Genomic DNA, 19,656 nt, shown 5'->3' on the forward strand with positions numbered 1-19,656 from the left:
CCTAAATGTAGTGGCGCAAAACAGACCACAAGCTAGTCAATAACCATGGCTGTGAAAAGAGCACTTTTTTACTTAATGGTAATTGCTGTTTCACTTGAGCTAATTCATTCTCAAACTGCTGCTTATATTCATCTTGTGGCGCAAATAGGTGGGCTTCTTTCCAACGAGTAAATAAATAACGCGCTTTACTTGCATCCGCTAACTGTTCTTTATATTTGCTGTAAAAATCCCAATAGGATGCAAAATGGTGATGGCGAATATCTGTGGCATGCCAGTTCAAATAGTAGGTTGCTTGATCAAGATAATGCCAACCAACAGCCTGTTGCACTGCGATGAAAAACTCGTAATCTTGATGGCGTTTTAATGTTTCATCCCAGGGACTTTTTTGCCATACAGATTGATGCACAAAAAACGACGAGGTCTGAGCCAGTGCTTTGTTAGCACCAATAACAAACTCTACCGCTGATTCATTTACCTTGATAGCCCGGCTAATGTCTTGTTTTACTTGTTTACCATTGCGGATTTTTGCACCGCTGTAAATAGCCAAAGCTTGAGTTTGTTGATGTAAAACCACCCTAGTCGCAAGATGATCAACATCCCACTCGTCATCACTATCACAATAGGCAATAAAGTCACTGGAGGAAGCCTCACTGCCTATGTTTCTGGCTACATTGCCGTTGGCACATTCGGCTGGCTTTAAGTACCTGATACTAGGTTCATTAAGACTTGTTACTATGCTTTCAGTGTTGTCATTTTCATGGCTATTATTGTCAACAATGATGATCTCGTCACAAGGCTGTTTTTGCGCCAGCACCCGCTTCAAGGTTGTTTGAATAGTACTTTGAGCATTGTGGCTGGGGATAACCACACTAATACTTGGCATTAAGGATTTATTTTTCATAACGCCACTTTATATAATTAAAACCAACAAAACTTTTTAATCGTGAATAACCCGAGCCACTGAATACCACTGCAATACTGCCCCAATAAGCTAAAGCTAAAAAGTTGCCGCTTTCTTCAGCCGTTCTGGCTTTAGTGATTAGGCCTTTAGCAAAATCATTACCCTTGTCTGTTTGTTTAAGCGCCTGGCTGGTTTTTTCATCATAACTGTCTAGGGATTGTGTTTCTCGTTGCTGATGTAGAGCTTGAATGTAGTGTTTAACTTTGTATTGAAAACCTGACAAGGCACTGGTCATACTGGCATCGTGCAGGCGGTATTCAAGTAACGGCTGAGGCAAATTAGCGACCTTGAATCCTGCATCTAACACGCGATAAAGAAAGTCGTAATCTTCACTAGACGGAAAATAGCGATAGCCGCCTATAGTATCGTATACACTTCGCTTCATCATCCACGTTGGATGACAAGCAACTGAGCGATAAGCAATAGCTTTTTTTATGGCTTCAGGTTGGGTTAAAAATTGTTTTACGCCCAGTATATTACCTGCTTGATCGATATTGGTTATTGCAGTGCCAAGCAAATCCACTTCGGGGTTTTCAGTAAAATAGTGAACTTGTAATTCGAGACGCTGGGGGGCCGCAATATCATCAGCGTCCATTCGTGCAAAAAATTCTCCAGAGGCGATGGCGAAACCTCGATTAAGCGATCGTGGTAGGCCCATATTTTGTTCATTGATTAGCACTTTAAGGCGCTGGTCAGTTTTCCGTTTTTCGTTGAGTAAGGAGATGATTCCTTGATTATTAGGATCATCAACCACCACAATCAATTCACATGCATTGAAGGTTTGCTTTAATATTGAGTCTACTGCGGTATCTAACCACTGTAAGGCTTCTTGATAGCAGGCCATCACCACAGAAACGAGTGGTTTGTTAATTTCAATAGTTACCAACGCCGCCCCCATTTAAAAAGGGTAGGATTAGAAACTCAGCATGCTGATGGATCATATTGTCCCAAAGATAAACCATTCCAGCGGCTTTTGCCTTCTGCGAAATGTCTTGCCTCTGTTGTATCGGCATATTAGCAACACGTTCAATTATGCTGACTAAGGCATCAGCACATTTAGCCTTAAACATCAATGCAGTTTCGCCATCGTCTATAATATCAGGAGCGCCTGATTCATCGGATGCACAACAAAGGGCACCTGCAGACATAGCTTCCAATAGACTTACAGGCAAGCCCTCAGCATCACCGTCAGCAGTTACAATAGAAGGGAGAACAAATAGGTCGGTTTGTTGGATGAATCGAAACTTGTCTTCACCATTAACAAACCCCTGAAAATTAATTTGCTCTGTAACATCCAATTTAGCCGCTTCTTGTTTGATTGCAGGAAGTAAAGGGCCGTCGCCTAACAGATCAAGTGTTACTGCAATTCCCCTCTGTTTGGCTATTGCCATAGCATGCAACAAATAGGTCACACCTTTTTTCTCAGCTAAGCGGCCCACAAAAAGCAGTTTAAGCGGGCCATTAATGGTCACATTTTGCCCTTGTGGTGATAATTTTGGAAGTTGTAAGTCGACCCCCATTGGCAAGACTTTGCTTTTAGCTGCGAGTACTTTTTGCTGTTCATTGTGAAAAAAATCCAATGCTTGATTCTGTCCACGGCTTCCCGCAAAAGAGATGGCTTTAAAACTAGGAAGTATTTTTTTAACTAAATATGGGCCTAACCAAGGAATTTTTTTCAGAATAATTATGTCCGCAGCATGGGATGTCAGCGTATGAGGAATATTATTATCACTTGCCACCTTATTACACATTATTCCCTGTGGCGTAAACCAATGAGAATAAATTAAATCAAAATCATAAGCTTTAACAAGCTTTCTGGTTGCCAGGTAACACGACAACAACAGAAAAGGCACTTGTAACAATCTTAGTGGCTTTTCTTTTATATTCGGCCAAATCGCGGGGTAAACTAAGCTTTGGGCAGATTCTGGTTTAAAATAAGCATAGCGGTGAATATGTACATATTCCCAAACCTCATATTTACTTGACTCAGGGGCGTGGGGAACCAAAACATGAACATCAAGTCGCGGGTAATGCTTTTTAAGATACCGAGCTTGTTGCCAAACAAAATCCACCATCCCATCACTTTTAAAGCGAGGAAATGTCGACGCGCAAATCAATACTCGATTAGTCATACTTTATTGAATCCTCAAACAATCTTGCAATCCAGAAACAATTTACTTTTTACGTTGCTGATCCTGCATTTGCAGTTCTATACGTCTTACTTTTTCTAGGGTCTGTTCAATTAATTGGCGATTGAAGTTCATTAAGTCGGCTAGTAAAGCGATAAGAAACGAAATAAAACCCAGAATAGTAAATACCCCTCCAAGAACTAGAGACTGCAGGTGCCCTTCTCCATCGCCGGTGAAGTAAAAATATAAGAAGCGGAGTATAGGTATGGCGCCTAATATAGATAAAGTTAAGCCGATAAAAAAGAAAACCTTAAGAGGCTGATACATCGCATACATGCGAACAATGGTGGTGAGCTGTCGTTCGATGAACTTTGGAATACTACTAAAAAGGCGTGATTCCCGAGTTTTTTCGTTAGTCTCAACCGGCACTGAGGTGACGGCCATATGTTTTTTGCCAGCCTGTATTAAGGCTTCAATCGTGTAGCTAAAAGGGGAGACAATGTTTAATTGTAATGCTGCATCACGGCTATAGGCTCTAAAGCCACTCACTGCATCGGGAACTTGAACACCAGACAGCGTTTTAACCACATAACTACCTAAACGTTGCAAAAACTTTTTGAACGGTGAAAAGTGCGCCACTTTGGCAGTATTTCTGTCCCCCACTACCACATCAGCTTTGCCATCTAATATGGGTTGGATTAGTTTAGGAATGTCCCATCCAGCATATTGATTATCACCATCTGTATTAACAATAATATCCGCACCTAACTTTAAACATTCATTTAAACCGGTTCTGAACGTCCGTGCTAGACCTCTATTATTTTTGTTAATAACGATGTGGTGCACACCTAACGCTTTTGCTACTTCGATGGTTTTGTCGGTAGAGCCGTCATCAATGATCAAAATTTCAACCACATCTACCCCTTCGATTTGTTTGGGAATGTCGTTGAAAGTGGCTGGTAAAGTCTCTTCTTCATTAAAACAGGGGATTTGGACAATTAACTTCATTGGGATATGTTAACTCGCTCAGTCAATAAAATTTTTAATTTAAGTGTAAGGTTATTAACGACTAAAATGCTTGTTAGTCTATAATCACAAGTATTGCATTGATAACCTTAAAGTTCTAGAGTTTGTCGTTGTGATAATTGTTATTGGGTAAGCTCTTCCTTAATGAAAATTTTGTTTATTTCTCACCGCGTACCTTTCCCCCCAAATAAAGGTGAAAAAATCCGCACTTTTCACCAACTTAAACATCTGAAGGAACTTGGTCACCATATTCATCTATTTTCGCCATACGAAGATAAAACAGAGTTAGCGCATTTTAATCAGCTTCGAGAAACCTGGTGCGCATCCGTTGAAGCGAGGGCCCTTAAACCTAAAGCCATGCGTTTGGTAACGGGGTTAGTCAAAGGTCAACCCATGAGTGTGGCCAACTTTTATGATAAAACGCTGCAACAAAAATTTGATCAGTTTTTATCTGAAAATACTGTGGATGCAATCATATGCAGCGCCTCTTCGGTGGCTGAATATATTTTTAAAAGTACGGCTCTACCCACCTTAGATAAAAAGCCTTTGCTAATCATGGACTTTATGGATGTGGACTCTGACAAGTGGGGGCAATACCAGAAAAGTAGCTCATTTCCTATGAGTATGGTGTACGCCAGAGAACAACGACTTTTAGCCAAATACGAAAAACAAATAGTCAATCAGTTTGATGCTAGTTACTTGATTGCACAGGCCGAAGTCACACTGTTTAATCAAAAAGTGATGCAAAACGATAAAGTCCACGTGATGGGAAATGGACTCGACACTTCGGTGTTTTATCCACCTAAAATAAAACAGCCAAACCCTGCGCCGGTGTTTCTGTTTACCGGGGTCATGGATTACAAGCCCAATGAAGATGCGGTTATTTGGTTTGTAAACACGTGCTGGCCGTCAATCATTACCCAGCATCCTAACGCTAAGTTTGTCATCGCGGGCATGAACCCCAGCACTGACATCAACCAGCTTGCAAATGTTAACAGCATTGAAGTCACCGGTTTTGTAGACGACATACTGCCCTACTACCATCAGGCTGATATTTTTGTTGCGCCTTTCAGATTGGCTCGTGGTGTGCAAAATAAAGTATTACAGGCTTTTGCATGCGCATTGCCTGTTATATCAACCCCAATGGGAGCAGAAGGGATTTTGTGCCAAGCAAACCAGAATATATTGATAGCCTCAAACGGTGAGGAATTTATTGCTCAGGCAAATCAATTAATCGCTCAGCCCGCACTTGCCCAATCCATAGGCCAAAGCGCACTACAAATTATTAAGCAACACTATTCCTGGCAGGGTCAGTTGCAGCCATTGGTTAACTTGCTTGGCTCAGAGGATAAGCAATGAAAGCAGTCATAAAACAGATACTCTTTATGGTGTGCGCGCTGCTTATGACCCCCATTACTTTGCTGTATTTTGTGTTTTCTTCGATATTAAAAAAAGACGCGGTGTTAACCAGTTATAGTCAGTTATTAAGCTTAATGCCGGGTAAGTTAGGTGTCTATTTAAGGGCTGGGTTTTACCGATTTGTTTTTACTCATTGTAGCCCTGATGCCGTTATTTCTTTTATGGTGCTGTTTTCACAAACAGACACTGAAATTGCTGAGGGGGTTTACCTTGGCGCCCAATGTAATATTGGCCGCAGTAGTATAGGTAAAAACACCTTGCTAGGCAGTGGTGTGCATGTCATGAGTGGTAAAGGTCAACATAACTTTGACGATCTTGAGATACCGATAAAAGACCAAGGTGGGGTACTTGAAAAAATAACCATTGGTGAAAATTGCTGGGTAGGTAATGGTGCAATGATCATGGCAAACATTGGTGATGGTTGTATTGTAGGTGCCGGCTCAGTGGTGATTCATGATATGCCTGCCCATTCTATTGCTGCGGGTAATCCGGCAAAAGTGATCAAAAATAGGTTGGACTAATTTATGAATAAACATCTGAATAAACAACTGAATAAACATCTTAAGACGTTATTTGGCGTCATTCTAATTTATTGTGCCTTTACGGGTTTAATCGCAGCGGCCCCTGCTTTGCAGACTATTAATGTCAACAATGCAGCGCAACTTTCCAAGGCAGTGCACCAAGCCAACCGTTCAAAAGGGGCCACTAGTATTGTACTGGCAGATGGCCGTTATAATATTACCCAAAGGCTGAGTTTTACGGGTTCACATATCAACTTAACATCACTGTCGGGTGATCCCACTTTAGTTATCCTGTCAGGCCAAGGCATGAAAAAAGGACCCTCGAGCAGAAATATTAATTGATGTTAGTGGCTCAAATATCAGTTTGTCGGGTTTTACTTTAGAACAATCTGCTAACCATCTTATTCAGGTGCGGGCCGAGACAAATGCTGATAATTTTTCGTTAGATAATTGCGTTTTACGAGACTCTTATGAGCAATTACTAAAAGTATCGTCTTCTTCGAAAGATGATTTATTTTCAGACAATGGCAGTATCAAAAACTGTCTATTCGAGTACACCGCTGGCATTGGACCACAATTCTATATCGGCGGTATAGACGCCCATAGATCACGAAATTGGATAATTGAAGGAAACACATTTAAAAATATCGCTAGTCCATCTAAACATGTAGCTGAACATGCCATTCATTTTTGGCGCAGAAGTGCCAATATCACTGTGATTAATAATACTATTGAAGATTGTGATCGGGGTATAGGCTTCGGCCTGGGAAATGACCTAAACAACCATACCGATGGGGGTTTAATAGCTTACAATTTCATCCGTAGCACAAATCAGTCACACCCGTATGCCGATGCGGGTATCATATTAGAAGCTAGTCCAAATGTTAAAATTATTAATGATCAGGTTTATATTGAAACCAGCTACCCAAACGCAATTGAATACCGTTTTACTGGCACTAAAAATGTGCTAATTCAAAATAATATTACAAATAAGTCTATTCGCTCAAAAGATGGCGGTCAGGCAGAGTTATCAGGGAATCAACGCGCAAATGTATCTAGCTAAGTAAAACACAATGTAAAATATTTTATACATTGCCTTTAACTTTACTATACTCTGCCAATATGTTGTTGATACTAGTCCCCATTAAATGTGGTGACAAGATAACTAGCATAGTGGCGTAAACACCGCAAAATAATACTCCTGATAATAAAAACAGCGTAATTTGGCCTAGTTCAACTTGCTTAGTCAACCAATCTGTTATGGTTAACGCCATACCTGACATGGCAGCGGATAGAAGCAAAGCCCCAGCAATCTGCATACACTTCAGTGGCACAATAAGATGCAAAGCGATGCCTATCAATAAGGTTGAAGCCAGCCCAATTGAGACACGCAACCACAACATATTATTCAAATCATCATACATCTGTAAATAGGTCAATAACGTGCCCACAATCACCAGCAAACTGACAATATCAAAAATAAAAATGGCTTTGACTTTACCCATTGCGGTTAAGGCACTTTCGATCACCAGTAAAAAGCAGTAGTAAAAAAACAATAACGACATGACCCCAAGAATTTCACCTGCTATTACCCACTGGGCACCAAGCAATACGTCAATAATCAGTGCCGGATAAAATGCGATATAAGTGGTGATTGGCACCACAATAAAAGACACGATGCACAACACTTTACTGACTCTTTGCCCTAGTTTGATAGGGTTGTTTTTATGATCTTTAAAGTCGGCTAAAAGCGGTTCTATGGCAGGCCCTAGTATGTTGTATCCTGGCAACATAGCCACATCTCGGGCCATATGGTAGTTACCTAACTGTGCAGTACTAAAAAATTTGGCAACCAACACAGTATCAATCTGCGAACGTAAATAACCTACAATACTTTTACCTAAAAGCCATTTAGAAAATAGCCACTGCTCACTCACTTTCAGCAAACTAAATACGGGTCGAAATGGCTGGATTTTATAGGCACCTAAGGTAAAAACGACTGCCCCTACAATATCGGCGATCACAAAAGCCCAATAACTTTGCCAGTTAAATGCCACAAAAATAACCGTTACAAAGCTGGCTATTCGTTGCACTAAAGACAAGTAAAAAACTTTTTTGTAATCTAAGTTTCTTTTTAATAGCAGCAGGCCAGGGTTTTTAAGTGCATTAATAATCAGCGTGATGGATGCCACTTGTATGGCAAAACTAAGATGAACCTGCTCAAAAAATTCAGCAATTAAGGGGGCGATTGACATCAATAACACACACATTAACGACTTTAATACTATGTCTAAGGTCCAAGCGGTATTCAAATCACCATCAAACACTTCAGATTTTTGCACTATGTACTGCTCTGATCCTGTGTGCGACAAGATATCAAATAGGTGTAATACAATCGCAATAATGGCGATCATCGCAAAATCGGTTGGTGTGAGTATGCGCGCTAGAATAAGCGTACTGACCAGCCCAATAAGGCGACCTATAAATTTAGCACCACTTGAAAAAGCAGCGCTGGCGAATAATCCTTTTGCAGCTATCACTGGTTAAACAGCAGGCTGGCCTTTTGCACATGTGCCTGCCAATCCAGTTCTGACTCAACATGTTTACGACCCACCTTACCCATTTCGGTACTGCCCGCTGGGTCTGATAATAACGTTGCGACGGTTTTAGCTATTAATTTTTCATCAGTACAGTCAATTACAAAGCCGCTTTGGTTGAGAAGCATGGTTTCTTTGGTGCCGCCAGAGTCACCGGCTATCACCGGTTTACCGCAAGCCTGCGCTTCTACCAGCACCATGCCAAAGCCTTCAATATCATTACCAATAGTGCGGTTAGGCAAAATAAAAATATCACTTTGCTGGTAACATTTGATCATCTGCGCATCTGACACGTCAGTCAAAAATTGCACATGGTCGTTAAGATTTAACTCTGCGGTTAAAGCCTTTAGGCTTTCAAGGCACTCGCCGCGTCCAATAACCGCATACAGTATTTCTGGAAACTGGTGTTTTAGTAAAGCCGTAGCAAGGAGCATCATATCTTGCCCTTTGCGCTCTTGAAGTCTTCCTACAGTGATAATGACCTTACGATCTTGCCATGCCATATGCTGTTTAAACGCCTCATCAGATACTGCTGGCACAAACAACGATGCATCCACTCCAGGATGTAAAATCTGTATCTTGTCATCACCGGCATAATTGAGTCGTTTCACAATATTGGCGCTGTTATGGCTGTTACAAATAAGCAGATCTGCGTGTTTACATACCTGCTTAACCATAAGGTTGTGCTCACCACTAGTGGCAGCGGTTTCGACATCTTCTCCATGTACGTAACACAAGTAAGGTGTGCCTGTAATCAACTTAAGTAGCCAAGCAGTCACGCCTTCATGGATGACTCGCCCGCAGTGAATATGGGTAATCTGATGCTGCTTGATAATTTTTCTAATTTGCCAAAATACCCGCCAGTAAAACTTAAGGCCACTGAAACTTTTGAACCCCCATTCTGTGGATTTAAGTGGCATGCGTAGAATATTCAGTTGGTGAGTTTTATCAAACTCTGCTGCGCCTTGTATATCGTCAGCCAAAATCAGGTATTGTTCTTTGGGTAATCGCGAATATAGTTCCCAGAACCAGCGACCACTTCCCCCAGATATAGGTGGAAAGTTTTCAGTTAGCACTAACACTTTTTTATTCATTGTTTACCAAACGTCCTTATCACTACAGAATATTGTTGAACAGGTGATTAGTTACCTGTGTGGAATGCAGTATCTATAACAGATGCCTTATCTAAACGGGAAGTAGTTCTAAAAGTGAAGTACTACTCAAAAGCCATGCAAAATTTTTTAAATACGATGCTATCGAGAAATACCGATAATATCGTATTGCCCCACGGGTACCTGTTCAAAAAAACTAATATCACGGTTAACTGGGGTGTTTTTATAAAATGGCACAGTCCAATCAAAGTCTCGGAATTGCTCGGCAGTGGCAAATAGATCGTCTGGGGTATGATGGGTTCTTGCGAGCACTTGTGGATGCACTTCTATTAAGATGATCACTTTATCTGCGTTTTTAATTAAGGCTTTTGCGCCAAGTAATAACTGGATTTCCTGGCCTTCAACGTCAATTTTTAAGGCTAAGGTTTTTTCTAACAAAAAATCGTATAGCGCACTTTTCTGATTTTGTTTAGCAAGCCAATTATCCAGCGAAGTCACGACGGTGTCTCCTGCCCCTTTGCTTTCAACATTGCTTTCAAGATGGCTTTCAATTTTACTATCTATATACCCTTCGTGATCATTTAAGCGGTCGGTATCAGCATGAAAGGTAGCAAAACCGTCGAAGTCGGATACGGCTGCCTGAACGCACTTTGCCAGCTGGCTAAAATTATTTAAGTTGGCGCTTAACACATCAAAAGACTTAGGATTAGGTTCAAAAGCCAGCACATTTTTCAGTTTTGCACAGTGCACCGCCACTAAAGATGAAACAGTGCCTATATCAGCCCCTAAATCAAACAGAGTAAAAGGCGTGTCTAAGTTGTTTAACACGTCACAAAAAGGTAAAAACTCATCTAAGTAATAGTTCTCAGGACCTTTTTCTAACCAAAAACACCATTCGCCCACTGGCACATAAAAAGGCCTGTTATCGATGTTGTGGATAATCACTTTATTCGCAAAATGTTTAGATAACCAAACATAAAATCGATGTTTGCCGCGCCAGTCTTTTTTTTGCAGCAACACCAATACATAATTTAAATATGCGGGGAAAAAGCGGGTCTTTTGCATCAGTTAAATCTGATTAATCAAAATCAAAATATTGACTTAAAGTTTTAATATTATCTTTGGTTAATTCGGTAAAAGAACTGCTGTCTTGCTGTCTCGATACATTATCAGTCGTTTGTGAAATGGCAACTAAACCACTGCCCACATAACTCCCCATCAGAATTTTATAAATTTCATAGAGTTTAGCCATGCGATTATTGGTAAACACCTTACCGTCTATCACATACCAATAACTTAACAGACGTTTACTCCGTGGATTCACAATAATCGCTAAATCCATATTTTGACCATCATCTAACTGATATGCACTTTTTGACTCTAGGGTCCATGATTTTTCGGGATAAAGCCTATTCAGCGAACTGATTAACTCGCCATGCCCCCTTGGATACCACACCACATAAACGTCCACTGGCACATTGTTTATTTGTCTTAAAAACTGAAATTCTTGATAAGGTTGTGTAAATTCTGGTTTCCATGCGCTTATATAAGTTGCGCTGGATAAGTCTTGTTCTGCCTGAAGCGAAGCGCTCAGATTGTCTTCGTTTCCGGGCACATTTAATTGGGTATTAATTGAATTAAACCACACTAAAAATAGTAACATTACAGCAATAATACTAACGGATGATTGATAACAGCTTTTAACACTCAGACCTTTAGAAGAAGGTCTGTCAGTTTGACTCTTTAAAGCAGTAAAATGTTTTTCTCTTATGAGTTCGCCCAGCCCCAATAAACACACAATAACAAATGAGAAAAACACCCAGCCATAAATTAAATGGTCTGCACCAACAGCGTATTCCATATCTGACAGATACCCCGTCATGATGATACCAAACACCCGAATAGCATTCGCTATGATAGGAAAAATAATGGAAATACCCATAAAAAGAATGCGGCGTTTTGCAGACTGCATATTTAAATATGCGTACAACGAACCAATGACAACAGAGGCTATAAAAAAGCTAATACCCGAGCAGGCTTCTGCGACTAAAAACTGTCCTTGAGGAATTTCAATATACAAACCACTGCGATAAACCGGAATGCCACTCCATTTAAGCATTACCATAGACAAATCGGCGGTTACTTCTTGTAACGCAGGGATTAACTCTTCACCGATAGGAATACAAAATAAGATAAAAACAAGAGGAAACAGTATTTTATATGCCACACAATTGCCAATAAAAGCCCATATAATTAAGGGTAAAAAAGTAAAAGTGGCCACATGCATAAAGAGTTGCACATCGCCTGCCAAACCTATGGCATATAGGGTTAAGCTGCCTATGCATAAAAGCAGTACTAAATAATTAGGCTTAACATCGTGTAAATTCAACTCTGACCGTTTGATATAAATTAGAAACAAAGCACCTGGCAACACAAACAGGCAGTGATTAAAAACATCAGAGATAATCCATATATCAACGGCAGTCGTTATACCCTGCCAAAATACTAAAACCCAAGCAGAAGCAACCAGTAACAAACCGATTAACACTAGTTTTACACTGTGCATGCTGGGTTTATGAGTGTTTTCTGGGGTGAGGCCTTGCTCTATGCTGTCGTTCATTTTGAAGGTATGTTGTATACATCTCTCATGGTGCCCCATGAAAAGTCGGTCAATAGACGTTCTAACTTGCCGTAAGTCTTGTCTAAATTAACGTAATGTCTCAATCTAGATTTTAAAGGCGCGTGACTGAGTCGCGGTTGCTCTGCATCAATTTCCCAGGGATGAAAATAAAACGAGTAAGGTTGCTGTTCTTTTTTAAGGTATCTGGAGATTAAAAATTTGTTCAGGGGGTAAGGATAAAGCCTGAAATATCCGCCTCCACCAATTGGAGTTTGTTTGCCTAACAACTTCAGGGTAGGGATAGGAATCTCAATAATGCCTTCTTTACGTTTGTAGGCAAATCTTGGCCAATCAGGGGTACCGTATAGGTCGTGTTTAACGGGGTAAGTGCTAGAACTATAACCAAAGTCTAATTCAGCTAATACTTCAAAGGCCCACTCATTGTCGTAACCTATTGAAAAGCTTGGCGCCCGATATCCTGTTATTCGCTCACCTAATAAATTTTCAAGATGATCTTTAGAACGTTTAACATCATTAAAAAATTCGTCACGACTTTGCCTAGTTGCTCTGCGGTGGGCATAACCATGACTGGCGATTTCATGTCCCTGACGATGAATTTCTGATATCAACTCCGGATACCGCTCAGCCACCCAACCCAACACAAAAAATGTAGACTTAACATTATGTTTAGCAAATAAGTCCAATAACCTACGGGTATTCGCATCTACTCTGGGTTGGTATTCTTGCCACTGAGAGGGGTCAATTATCGACTCAAAAGCAGAGACATGAAAAAAGTCTTCCACGTCTACTGTCATAGCATTTAGCACTGGATCGTTCAAAAAATTATCTCCCTTTACCAAACAATACTACTTCGACGGTACGTATAAGAATAAGAATATCCAACATCAGACTTTGATGTTTGACGTAATAAAGATCAAATTTTAACTTTTCCATCGAGTCTTCAACACTCGCTCCATATGGATAATTAAGCTGTGCCCAACCCGCTAAGCCTGGTTTAACATTGTGTCGCTGATTATAATAGGGTATTTCTCTGATCAGCTGTTCTACAAATTGAGGGCGCTCGGGACGAGGGCCAATAAATGACATTTCTCCTCTAAAAATATTCCAAATTTGTGGCAATTCATCAATTCTAAATTTACGAATAAAATAGCCTACTTTTGTGACTCTAGCGTCATTCGCGGTGGCCCATTTTGCCCCGTCTTTCTCGGCGTCAAGCCGCATGCTACGAAATTTAATAATGTTAAATAATACCCCATTCAAACCAACTCTTTCTTGCTTGTAAATAACGGATGGATTTTTAAGGTTCGCATCTTCCAAAAATATGATGATCGCGGTTAACAACATAAATGGCCATGTAAGTAATAAAACCAATGTCGCCATTATACAATTCATACTGTAGTCTAATGCATCTCTTAGATAATTTTGCGAGTTGAAACCATTCGAATAGATGACCCAACTTGGATACATTAAATTCACCACAATTTGCCCTGTTTCGCGTTCCATAAAGTCAAGTAAGTCAGTGACTTCGACCCCTCGGAGTCTGCAATCAAAAAGAATTTCAACGGATAATGTGCCTCGCCTTTGATCACAAGCAATGACCACTTCATCGATGTCGTTATCGGCAATAAAATTTCTGAAGTTTTCGTCAATTTTCACATGTAACAGCTTTTCGTTTTGAATACCTTCTTCCCTGTTATCTCCAGGAATAGGTATAAAACCTACCAGCTCAAAACCAAATCGGTCGACCTCTCTACGCATCCTTTTCTCGATGATAGAGGCTCTTTCACCTGCCCCAATCACAATTATTTTAGATTGCCCCAGACCAAGAATACCTAAACGGTTAATAAAATAGCGAAAAATAACGATAGCTAGAATAGTCATACCCGCATAGCTGGGCAGATAGTACTGACTTATCTCAATATTGGTCAGGAAAGTATTTGTTACAACTTCAATTATAAAATAACTTATGGCTACGCTGACAAATATTCTTCTTATTACTCCCCTAAATGTCTCCCTCAGTTTTATTTCATATAAACCCACAGACAAAGCAGAGAGAATAACCAAAATGGTGAAAAGCCCCACTTGAGAAGCAAAGTCAACCAGAGGCACAACCACAAAATATGAACCAAAAAAATATTTAACCAAAACCGAAGCTAAATAACCTACATAACAAATAATAATTGCTTCAAGCAACATCATAATATTTGAGCGGCGTGTCTCTTTACGATTACCAAAGCTCATTTATTAGCACTCCTGTTGTCACTACATATCCTAATACTTTTACCATTACAGATGATTTTACATACCTATTGGCCATTCTTTTCAATTTAATCATCATATTATAGTTGTCTAGCCTGCTAAAAACTTGATACATTGCGCTTAATGGTGCAAATATTAATGGACTGTAACTTACATGAAGACTAACAAAATAGCATGGTCAAATTTAATATTTTTTTTAATATTAACAACTGTAGGGTGTGCCAGTAACAGTGGCAAGTTACCCAGCGCAACGAACTATAACTCTATTACTACCTCGGTAGATGATTACCAGTACATCATTGGGCCTGGTGACAACCTTTCTATATTTGTTTGGCGTAACCCTGATATTTCGGGTTCATTTGTGGTTCGCCCAGACGGCAAAGTCACCACTTCTTTGGTCGAGGATATAGAAGTGTCAGGTAAAACTCCCACGGCTTTGGCACGCCAACTCGAAGAACAGCTTGGTAAATATATTAACAATCCCAGAGTCACAGTCAGTGTTAGTGGGTTTCAAGGTCCACTTAGTGAACAAGTTAGGGTCATTGGTGAAGCAATGAATCCAAGAGCAGTTAATTACACTGAAAGAATGACATTACTCGACCTGATGATTTCAGTAGGTGGCCTGACTGAGTTTGCCTCAGGAAATAGTGCTAAATTAGTCAGAATGGTGTCTGGTGTACAAAAGACCTTTGAAATACGCATCGGTGATTTAATCAAAAATGGCGAAATAGAAGAAAATATTGATATGTTGCCGGGTGATATTATCATTATCCCAGAAGCATGGTTTTAGTAGTTAGCAATAAACGGACATATGATGCAAGATCTTCACAAAACCCTTGAACTCATTATTGGATACGTCAAAGGTGTATGGGTAAAAAAACGCTACATAATGATTTGCACCTGGTTAATATGCCCAATTGGTTTTGTCAAAGTTGCATCTGAGCCTGACATATACCAGTCATCGGCAAGGGTATATGTGGATACTCGCTCTGTATTGGCACCAATGCTGCGAGGCCTTGCGCTGCAATCTAATCCTCAGGAAGAAATTGCTATGATGGTAAGGACTCTTTTAACAAGGCCAAATTTGGAAATCATCGCTCGGGATGCAGATCTTGACATTACAGCTGCTAATGATGAACAATTTCAAGGTCTCATTGATTCTCTATCAAGAAATATACGTTTAAGCAAGGCAGGAAGAGATAATTTATATACCATCTCTTACAGACATCGCGACCCTGAAATGGCCAGAACTGTTGTTCAAAAAACCCTTAATTTGTTCGTTGAAGGGACCAAGGGCAAAAACAGGATAGATTCGGATTCTGCAGATAAATTTATTGACGAGCAAATAGACGAATATGAGGTCAGGCTGATTAACGCAGAACAAAGACTGGTCAATTATAAAAGAAAATATAATACTCTCTTACCTAATCAAGGTTCCTTCTATAATAATTTCTCCAATATCAGTGGCCAATTAGAACAGACCAGGTTGACCATTAAAGAAATGGAGCAACAGATAGCGTCATTAATTGAGCAAGTAAATGGTAACACTTCACAAACACCTAGTTCGTCATTTAGTAACATTAAAGCATCATCACTGGCCACTCGTTATGACAATCGCATTAAAACGTTAGAGGAAAAACTCGACCAGTTGATGCTTAAATATACCGAGCTGCACCCTGATGTGATAGAGACCACCAATTTGCTCAACACATTGATGGCTTCCAGAAAACAGGAAGTTGAAGAATTTTTATCCTCTAGTGATGGTGAGCGTCCTGCTCAAATAGGCTCCATCGCCAATGAATTAACCCTCGAAATTAGCAGACTAGAAGGTCAGTTGGCCTCGCTACGTGTTAGAGAGACAAATTATGCGAATAAAGTTGACGAATTAAAACAAAAAATCGATTTTGTGCCCCAGGCCGAAGCAGAGCGTACTGCGTTGGACAGAGACTATAATATTACCAAAAAAAATATGAAGGGTTGCTCAACAGACGAGAGTCATCTGATTTAGCTCGAAAAGCGGATTTGTCTTCCGAAGGTGTACAATTTAGAGTGCTCGCTGAACCCAGAGTTCCCAAAAATGCGGCAGGCCCTAACAGACCTTTGAATTATACTATTGTAGTGGGATTTGGCTTTGCCGCAGGTTTAGGCTTAGCATTTTTGATTAGTCAGCTGAATCCCGTATTAATCAGAGCGAGCCAGCTTACAGCGCTAACTTCTTACCCCGTATTAGGTGCTGTGAGTCATTTGAACAAAGCACATATTTTAAAGGTTAAACGAACCAGGTTGCTGGTATTTCTATTATCCTCGAGTATTATTACAGGGATGTATGGGGTGCTTATGGGTGCAGAGATAATGAATATTAATATTTATGCGAGGATATTCTCTTGAACTCTATAGAAAAAGCACTGCAAAAACAGCAGCAGGTTACAGAGTCTCTCAGCGAATTACAATTATCACAAGCCAAACCAATTGATGAGGCCTCTCCTCCCGAAAGCTCGATTGAAAAAGCCCAGCGTACTCAATCAGAGCAAACCGTTATGCAACCCCAAATCAGTCAAAAAATTAAGATTAAAAGCAATAAAGTTGTATCCAATGCAAAAATTATTTTAGATTTAGAGATACTTGCACAAAAGGGGTTTGTGTCAACTGACGCTAGACGACAGGTGATAAACGAAGAGTACCGCGTTATCAAACGTAAATTGTTAGACAATGCCTTTGGCCCTTTGTCTAGGTCGTTGAGAAACAGCAATATTATTATGGTGACCAGTGCCCGTCAGGGGGAAGGTAAAACCTTCACCGCTATTAATTTGGCGTTAAGCATTGCCTTAGAACAAGATAAAACCGTGTTACTAGTTGACGCTGATGTTTTGCGACCGAATGTGATGAGAACGTTAGAGTTAAAGAACGAACAAGGGCTTATGGAATACTTGTTAGGCGAAAAAGAAGATATTTCAGAGGTGATGTGTAGAACCAATTTAGACAAACTGAGGATCATTACGGCGGGTAAGTCCCATCATCTATCAGCCGAGCTTTTGGCCAGTGAAAGAATGTTTGCAGCCGTGGAAGAATTTGCAAACAGATACACAGACCGAATAGTGATTGTGGATACGCCGCCGCTTTTAGGTATTAACGAGACTGCTATTTTAGCCAATCTAGCTGGCCAGGCTTTGGTAGTAACCGAAGAGTTTAAAACAAAGTTAGTCGATATAGAAAACGCCGTTAAACATTTAAAACCAGAGATGGCCATAGGCTTTATTGTTAACAAAACAGAACAAGTCAATTTGGAAGGCGGCGGTTATGGTTATTATTATGCAGGGGCACGTTAGTGGTATTTTGGCCTTTGCTTAAACAAAAGCAAACGGCTAAAAAACCGCAACAAGTAAAATATGCTGCTATTTTATTAATGAGCCTGTCATTCAGTGCTTTTGGTCAAGCGGTCGATATTAGCGGCAAACTCAACACCACTAGTTATGTGACTGAAACTCAGATTGGTGATAATGAAGCATCACAAACCGAAGCGTTGATTATTAAGCCCTCTTTACTCGGTAGCTATAATAGTCGACTTTTATCGGCATCTTTAACCACTAACCATTCCAGAGTAAGGCGCAGCGTTGACTCTGAAAATGTTAATAATAAGACCAATCAAAATTACACAGATCTAAAATATACCAGCAACTTAACCCTAATTGAAAACGCACTTTCTTTAACCTTAAGCGGTGCACAAAACTACCGAGTTATAAATCAACAACAAAATGGCTTTAGTGATGTAATCTTAGGCTCAGACAATTTAACCAAAAACCGCAATAATAGTGCACAACTTAATTTTTCTATTCCTAACCCATTATATGTTGGGTTTACTTTGCAAAGCACCTATTCAAAAACCCAAACGGATCAATCTCAAGCGGGCCAAACAGGTGTCGATGGCGAAAATTTGGGTATCACTGCTAGGCTGTTTCAGGGTAAATATATAAGACCGTTAAACTTTGATATTTCTGCGCAATATAATGATACCAGCCGTGCCAACTTCCAAAATTTTGAATCGACTAGAGTACAAGCTAATACAGGGTTTCCCATTACAAAAGAGGTTGGTTTTATCGTTACCGGCAGCCTTGACGAGTACGACACAGGTCAAACGGAATTTTCAAGTCGCCAAAATTTAGACACTACCAGTTATGGTGCAGGCTTAGAGTGGACGCCAAGCAATGGCCGTAATCTTTCACTGACTTATAACCAGCTTGAAGAAGGTGAGACTACAACTGATTTTTTAGGGGTTAATCTTGCATGGGCATTTTCAAATAGAACCGCTCTTAATTTTGATTATGGTAAGCGTTTTTTTGGAGACTCTTATAAATTGGACTTTAGGCATTCACTTAAATCTTTAAGGACGTCTGTTTCATATTCGGAAGATTTAACCACTTTTTCTCGCCTTGGTACATCTAGCACCAATGTAACCGGTATATTTGTGTGTCAGTTTGGCTCGACTGACTTAATCGATTGTTTTCAACCTGATAGTGTTGATTATCAGTTACAGGTAGGTGAAGAATTCAGAACCACCACCGAAGTTGTCACAGACATCAGCGAAGAGGTGATACTGCGCAAGTCAGGCACCGCCAGTATTGGTTATTCCAAACGCAAAGTGACCATGTCTATAGATGCTTCTTATCGACGAACCGAATACTTAGAGTCTGACAGATTAAGCATTAATCGTAGCCTGCGCTTAAATGTAAATTACGCCATAGGCCGTAAAACTAATATCAGCTTTGCATCCACCCTAGCGACCAATCAATTTAATGAATTGGAAACAGCAGATACCACCACAACTACCAGCATAAACTTCAGTAGGGACTTAGGAAGATATCTAAAGCTGAGTATAGCGGCTAGATTTTTAGACCGCGAATCAGACAACCTAGAACGTATCGGCACAGATGAGCGCCTAACTGTTGGGTTAAATTATACTTTTTAAAAAAGTGAGTTATTCTCACTACATAGAC

The 19,656-nt window shown here is 40.1% G+C and carries 19 protein-coding genes; 9 read left to right on the plus strand and 10 right to left on the minus strand.

The window, feature by feature from the left end:
• Position 1: 1 nt before the first annotated feature.
• Genes C427_RS17810 through C427_RS17825 form a run of 4 tightly spaced genes read right to left on the minus strand, consistent with a single transcriptional unit; the run spans position 2 to position 4,098 of the window.
• Entirely contained in the window at positions 2–901 is a 900-nt protein-coding gene (locus C427_RS17810; RefSeq protein WP_007643242.1) for a glycosyltransferase family 2 protein, read from the minus strand.
• Positions 891–1,847 carry a glycosyltransferase gene (locus C427_RS17815; protein WP_007643243.1) on the minus strand — a complete coding sequence of 319 codons (957 nt, stop codon included), beginning with the start codon at positions 1,845–1,847 and terminating at the stop codon, positions 891–893. The genes C427_RS17810 and C427_RS17815 overlap by 11 nt, the downstream gene beginning before the upstream one ends.
• Positions 1,834–3,093 carry a glycosyltransferase family 4 protein gene (locus C427_RS17820; RefSeq protein ID WP_007643244.1) on the minus strand — a complete coding sequence of 420 codons (1,260 nt, stop codon included), beginning with the start codon at positions 3,091–3,093 and terminating at the stop codon, positions 1,834–1,836. The genes C427_RS17815 and C427_RS17820 overlap by 14 nt, the downstream gene beginning before the upstream one ends.
• A gap of 42 nt (positions 3,094–3,135) precedes the next feature.
• A complete protein-coding gene (locus C427_RS17825; RefSeq protein ID WP_007643245.1) occupies positions 3,136–4,098 on the minus strand; it encodes a glycosyltransferase family 2 protein in 963 nt (320 codons plus the stop codon).
• A gap of 162 nt (positions 4,099–4,260) precedes the next feature.
• Between C427_RS17825 and C427_RS17830 the strand changes: the two genes are divergently transcribed.
• The 4 genes from C427_RS17830 to C427_RS17840 are packed head-to-tail and all read left to right on the plus strand — an operon-like array spanning position 4,261 to position 7,119.
• The gene (locus C427_RS17830) at positions 4,261–5,475 is read left to right on the plus strand and encodes a TIGR03087 family PEP-CTERM/XrtA system glycosyltransferase (RefSeq protein WP_007643246.1); all 1,215 of its coding nucleotides are present in this window, start codon (positions 4,261–4,263) and stop codon (positions 5,473–5,475) included.
• Positions 5,472–6,056, plus strand: a complete 585-nt coding sequence (locus C427_RS17835) for an acyltransferase (protein ID WP_007643247.1) — start codon at positions 5,472–5,474, stop codon at positions 6,054–6,056. Before C427_RS17830 ends, C427_RS17835 begins: the two co-directional genes overlap by 4 nt.
• 3 nt (positions 6,057–6,059) lie before the next feature.
• On the plus strand, positions 6,060–6,398 hold the full coding sequence (locus tag C427_RS25125; protein ID WP_015431147.1) for a hypothetical protein: 339 nt from the start codon (positions 6,060–6,062) through the stop codon (positions 6,396–6,398).
• Between the two features lie 22 nt (positions 6,399–6,420).
• Positions 6,421–7,119, plus strand: a complete 699-nt coding sequence (locus tag C427_RS17840; RefSeq protein WP_015431148.1) for a right-handed parallel beta-helix repeat-containing protein — start codon at positions 6,421–6,423, stop codon at positions 7,117–7,119.
• A gap of 22 nt (positions 7,120–7,141) precedes the next feature.
• Here the strand turns inward: C427_RS17840 and C427_RS17845 are convergent, their stop codons facing one another.
• The 6 genes from C427_RS17845 to C427_RS17870 form a co-directional block, all read right to left on the minus strand.
• Positions 7,142–8,596: an oligosaccharide flippase family protein gene (locus C427_RS17845; RefSeq protein WP_007643250.1), complete on the minus strand. Its 1,455-nt coding sequence runs from the start codon at positions 8,594–8,596 to the stop codon at positions 7,142–7,144.
• Complete coding sequence (locus C427_RS17850; protein ID WP_007643252.1) at positions 8,593–9,747, minus strand: glycosyltransferase family 4 protein; 1,155 nt, start codon at positions 9,745–9,747, stop codon at positions 8,593–8,595. The genes C427_RS17845 and C427_RS17850 overlap by 4 nt, the downstream gene beginning before the upstream one ends.
• Positions 9,748–9,906: 159 nt before the next feature.
• The gene (locus tag C427_RS17855; protein WP_007643253.1) at positions 9,907–10,830 is read right to left on the minus strand and encodes an FkbM family methyltransferase; all 924 of its coding nucleotides are present in this window, start codon (positions 10,828–10,830) and stop codon (positions 9,907–9,909) included.
• A gap of 13 nt (positions 10,831–10,843) precedes the next feature.
• Positions 10,844–12,385, minus strand: a complete 1,542-nt coding sequence (xrtA, locus tag C427_RS17860) for an exosortase A (protein ID WP_007643255.1) — start codon at positions 12,383–12,385, stop codon at positions 10,844–10,846.
• Positions 12,382–13,224 carry an XrtA system polysaccharide deacetylase gene (locus C427_RS17865; protein ID WP_007643256.1) on the minus strand — a complete coding sequence of 281 codons (843 nt, stop codon included), beginning with the start codon at positions 13,222–13,224 and terminating at the stop codon, positions 12,382–12,384. The genes xrtA and C427_RS17865 overlap by 4 nt, the downstream gene beginning before the upstream one ends.
• A gap of 4 nt (positions 13,225–13,228) precedes the next feature.
• The gene (locus tag C427_RS17870) at positions 13,229–14,647 is read right to left on the minus strand and encodes a TIGR03013 family XrtA/PEP-CTERM system glycosyltransferase (protein WP_007643258.1); all 1,419 of its coding nucleotides are present in this window, start codon (positions 14,645–14,647) and stop codon (positions 13,229–13,231) included.
• Positions 14,648–14,819: 172 nt separating this feature from the next.
• Between C427_RS17870 and C427_RS17875 the strand changes: the two genes are divergently transcribed.
• From C427_RS17875 to C427_RS17890, 5 genes are read left to right on the plus strand one after another with little or no spacing between them, the layout of a single operon-like run.
• The gene (locus tag C427_RS17875; RefSeq protein WP_007643259.1) at positions 14,820–15,455 is read left to right on the plus strand and encodes an XrtA/PEP-CTERM system exopolysaccharide export protein; all 636 of its coding nucleotides are present in this window, start codon (positions 14,820–14,822) and stop codon (positions 15,453–15,455) included.
• A gap of 21 nt (positions 15,456–15,476) precedes the next feature.
• Positions 15,477–16,673 (plus strand): XrtA system polysaccharide chain length determinant, encoded by a 1,197-nt coding sequence (locus tag C427_RS17880; protein WP_015431149.1) that lies wholly within the window; start codon positions 15,477–15,479, stop codon positions 16,671–16,673.
• 14 nt (positions 16,674–16,687) lie between these two features.
• Positions 16,688–17,053 (plus strand): hypothetical protein, encoded by a 366-nt coding sequence (locus C427_RS28590; protein ID WP_322786664.1) that lies wholly within the window; start codon positions 16,688–16,690, stop codon positions 17,051–17,053.
• Positions 17,050–17,991 carry an XrtA-associated tyrosine autokinase gene (locus C427_RS17885; protein ID WP_007643263.1) on the plus strand — a complete coding sequence of 314 codons (942 nt, stop codon included), beginning with the start codon at positions 17,050–17,052 and terminating at the stop codon, positions 17,989–17,991. Before C427_RS28590 ends, C427_RS17885 begins: the two co-directional genes overlap by 4 nt.
• Positions 17,991–19,628, plus strand: coding sequence for a TIGR03016 family PEP-CTERM system-associated outer membrane protein (locus C427_RS17890; RefSeq protein ID WP_015431151.1), 1,638 nt, complete (start codon positions 17,991–17,993; stop codon positions 19,626–19,628). Before C427_RS17885 ends, C427_RS17890 begins: the two co-directional genes overlap by 1 nt.
• Positions 19,629–19,656 lie beyond the last annotated feature (28 nt).

The organism is Paraglaciecola psychrophila 170 (assembly GCF_000347635.1).
Lineage (GTDB): Bacteria > Pseudomonadota > Gammaproteobacteria > Enterobacterales > Alteromonadaceae > Paraglaciecola > Paraglaciecola psychrophila.

Bases quoted from the DNA above. Each gene is read 5' to 3' on its own strand.
- C427_RS17810 (WP_007643242.1), bottom strand. From the start codon at position 901: ATGAAAAATAAATCCTTAATGCCAAGTATTAGTGTGGTTATCCCCAGC.
- C427_RS17820 (WP_007643244.1), bottom strand. From the start codon at position 3,093: ATGACTAATCGAGTATTGATTTGCGCGTCGACATTTCCTCGCTTTAAA.
- C427_RS17825 (WP_007643245.1), bottom strand. From the start codon at position 4,098: ATGAAGTTAATTGTCCAAATCCCCTGTTTTAATGAAGAAGAGACTTTA.
- C427_RS17830 (WP_007643246.1), top strand. From the start codon at position 4,261: ATGAAAATTTTGTTTATTTCTCACCGCGTACCTTTCCCCCCAAATAAA.
- C427_RS17835 (WP_007643247.1), top strand. From the start codon at position 5,472: ATGAAAGCAGTCATAAAACAGATACTCTTTATGGTGTGCGCGCTGCTT.
- C427_RS25125 (WP_015431147.1), top strand. From the start codon at position 6,060: ATGAATAAACATCTGAATAAACAACTGAATAAACATCTTAAGACGTTA.
- C427_RS17850 (WP_007643252.1), bottom strand. From the start codon at position 9,747: ATGAATAAAAAAGTGTTAGTGCTAACTGAAAACTTTCCACCTATATCT.
- C427_RS17855 (WP_007643253.1), bottom strand. From the start codon at position 10,830: ATGCAAAAGACCCGCTTTTTCCCCGCATATTTAAATTATGTATTGGTG.
- xrtA (WP_007643255.1), bottom strand. From the start codon at position 12,385: ATGAACGACAGCATAGAGCAAGGCCTCACCCCAGAAAACACTCATAAA.
- C427_RS17870 (WP_007643258.1), bottom strand. From the start codon at position 14,647: ATGAGCTTTGGTAATCGTAAAGAGACACGCCGCTCAAATATTATGATG.
- C427_RS17875 (WP_007643259.1), top strand. From the start codon at position 14,820: ATGAAGACTAACAAAATAGCATGGTCAAATTTAATATTTTTTTTAATA.
- C427_RS17880 (WP_015431149.1), top strand. From the start codon at position 15,477: ATGATGCAAGATCTTCACAAAACCCTTGAACTCATTATTGGATACGTC.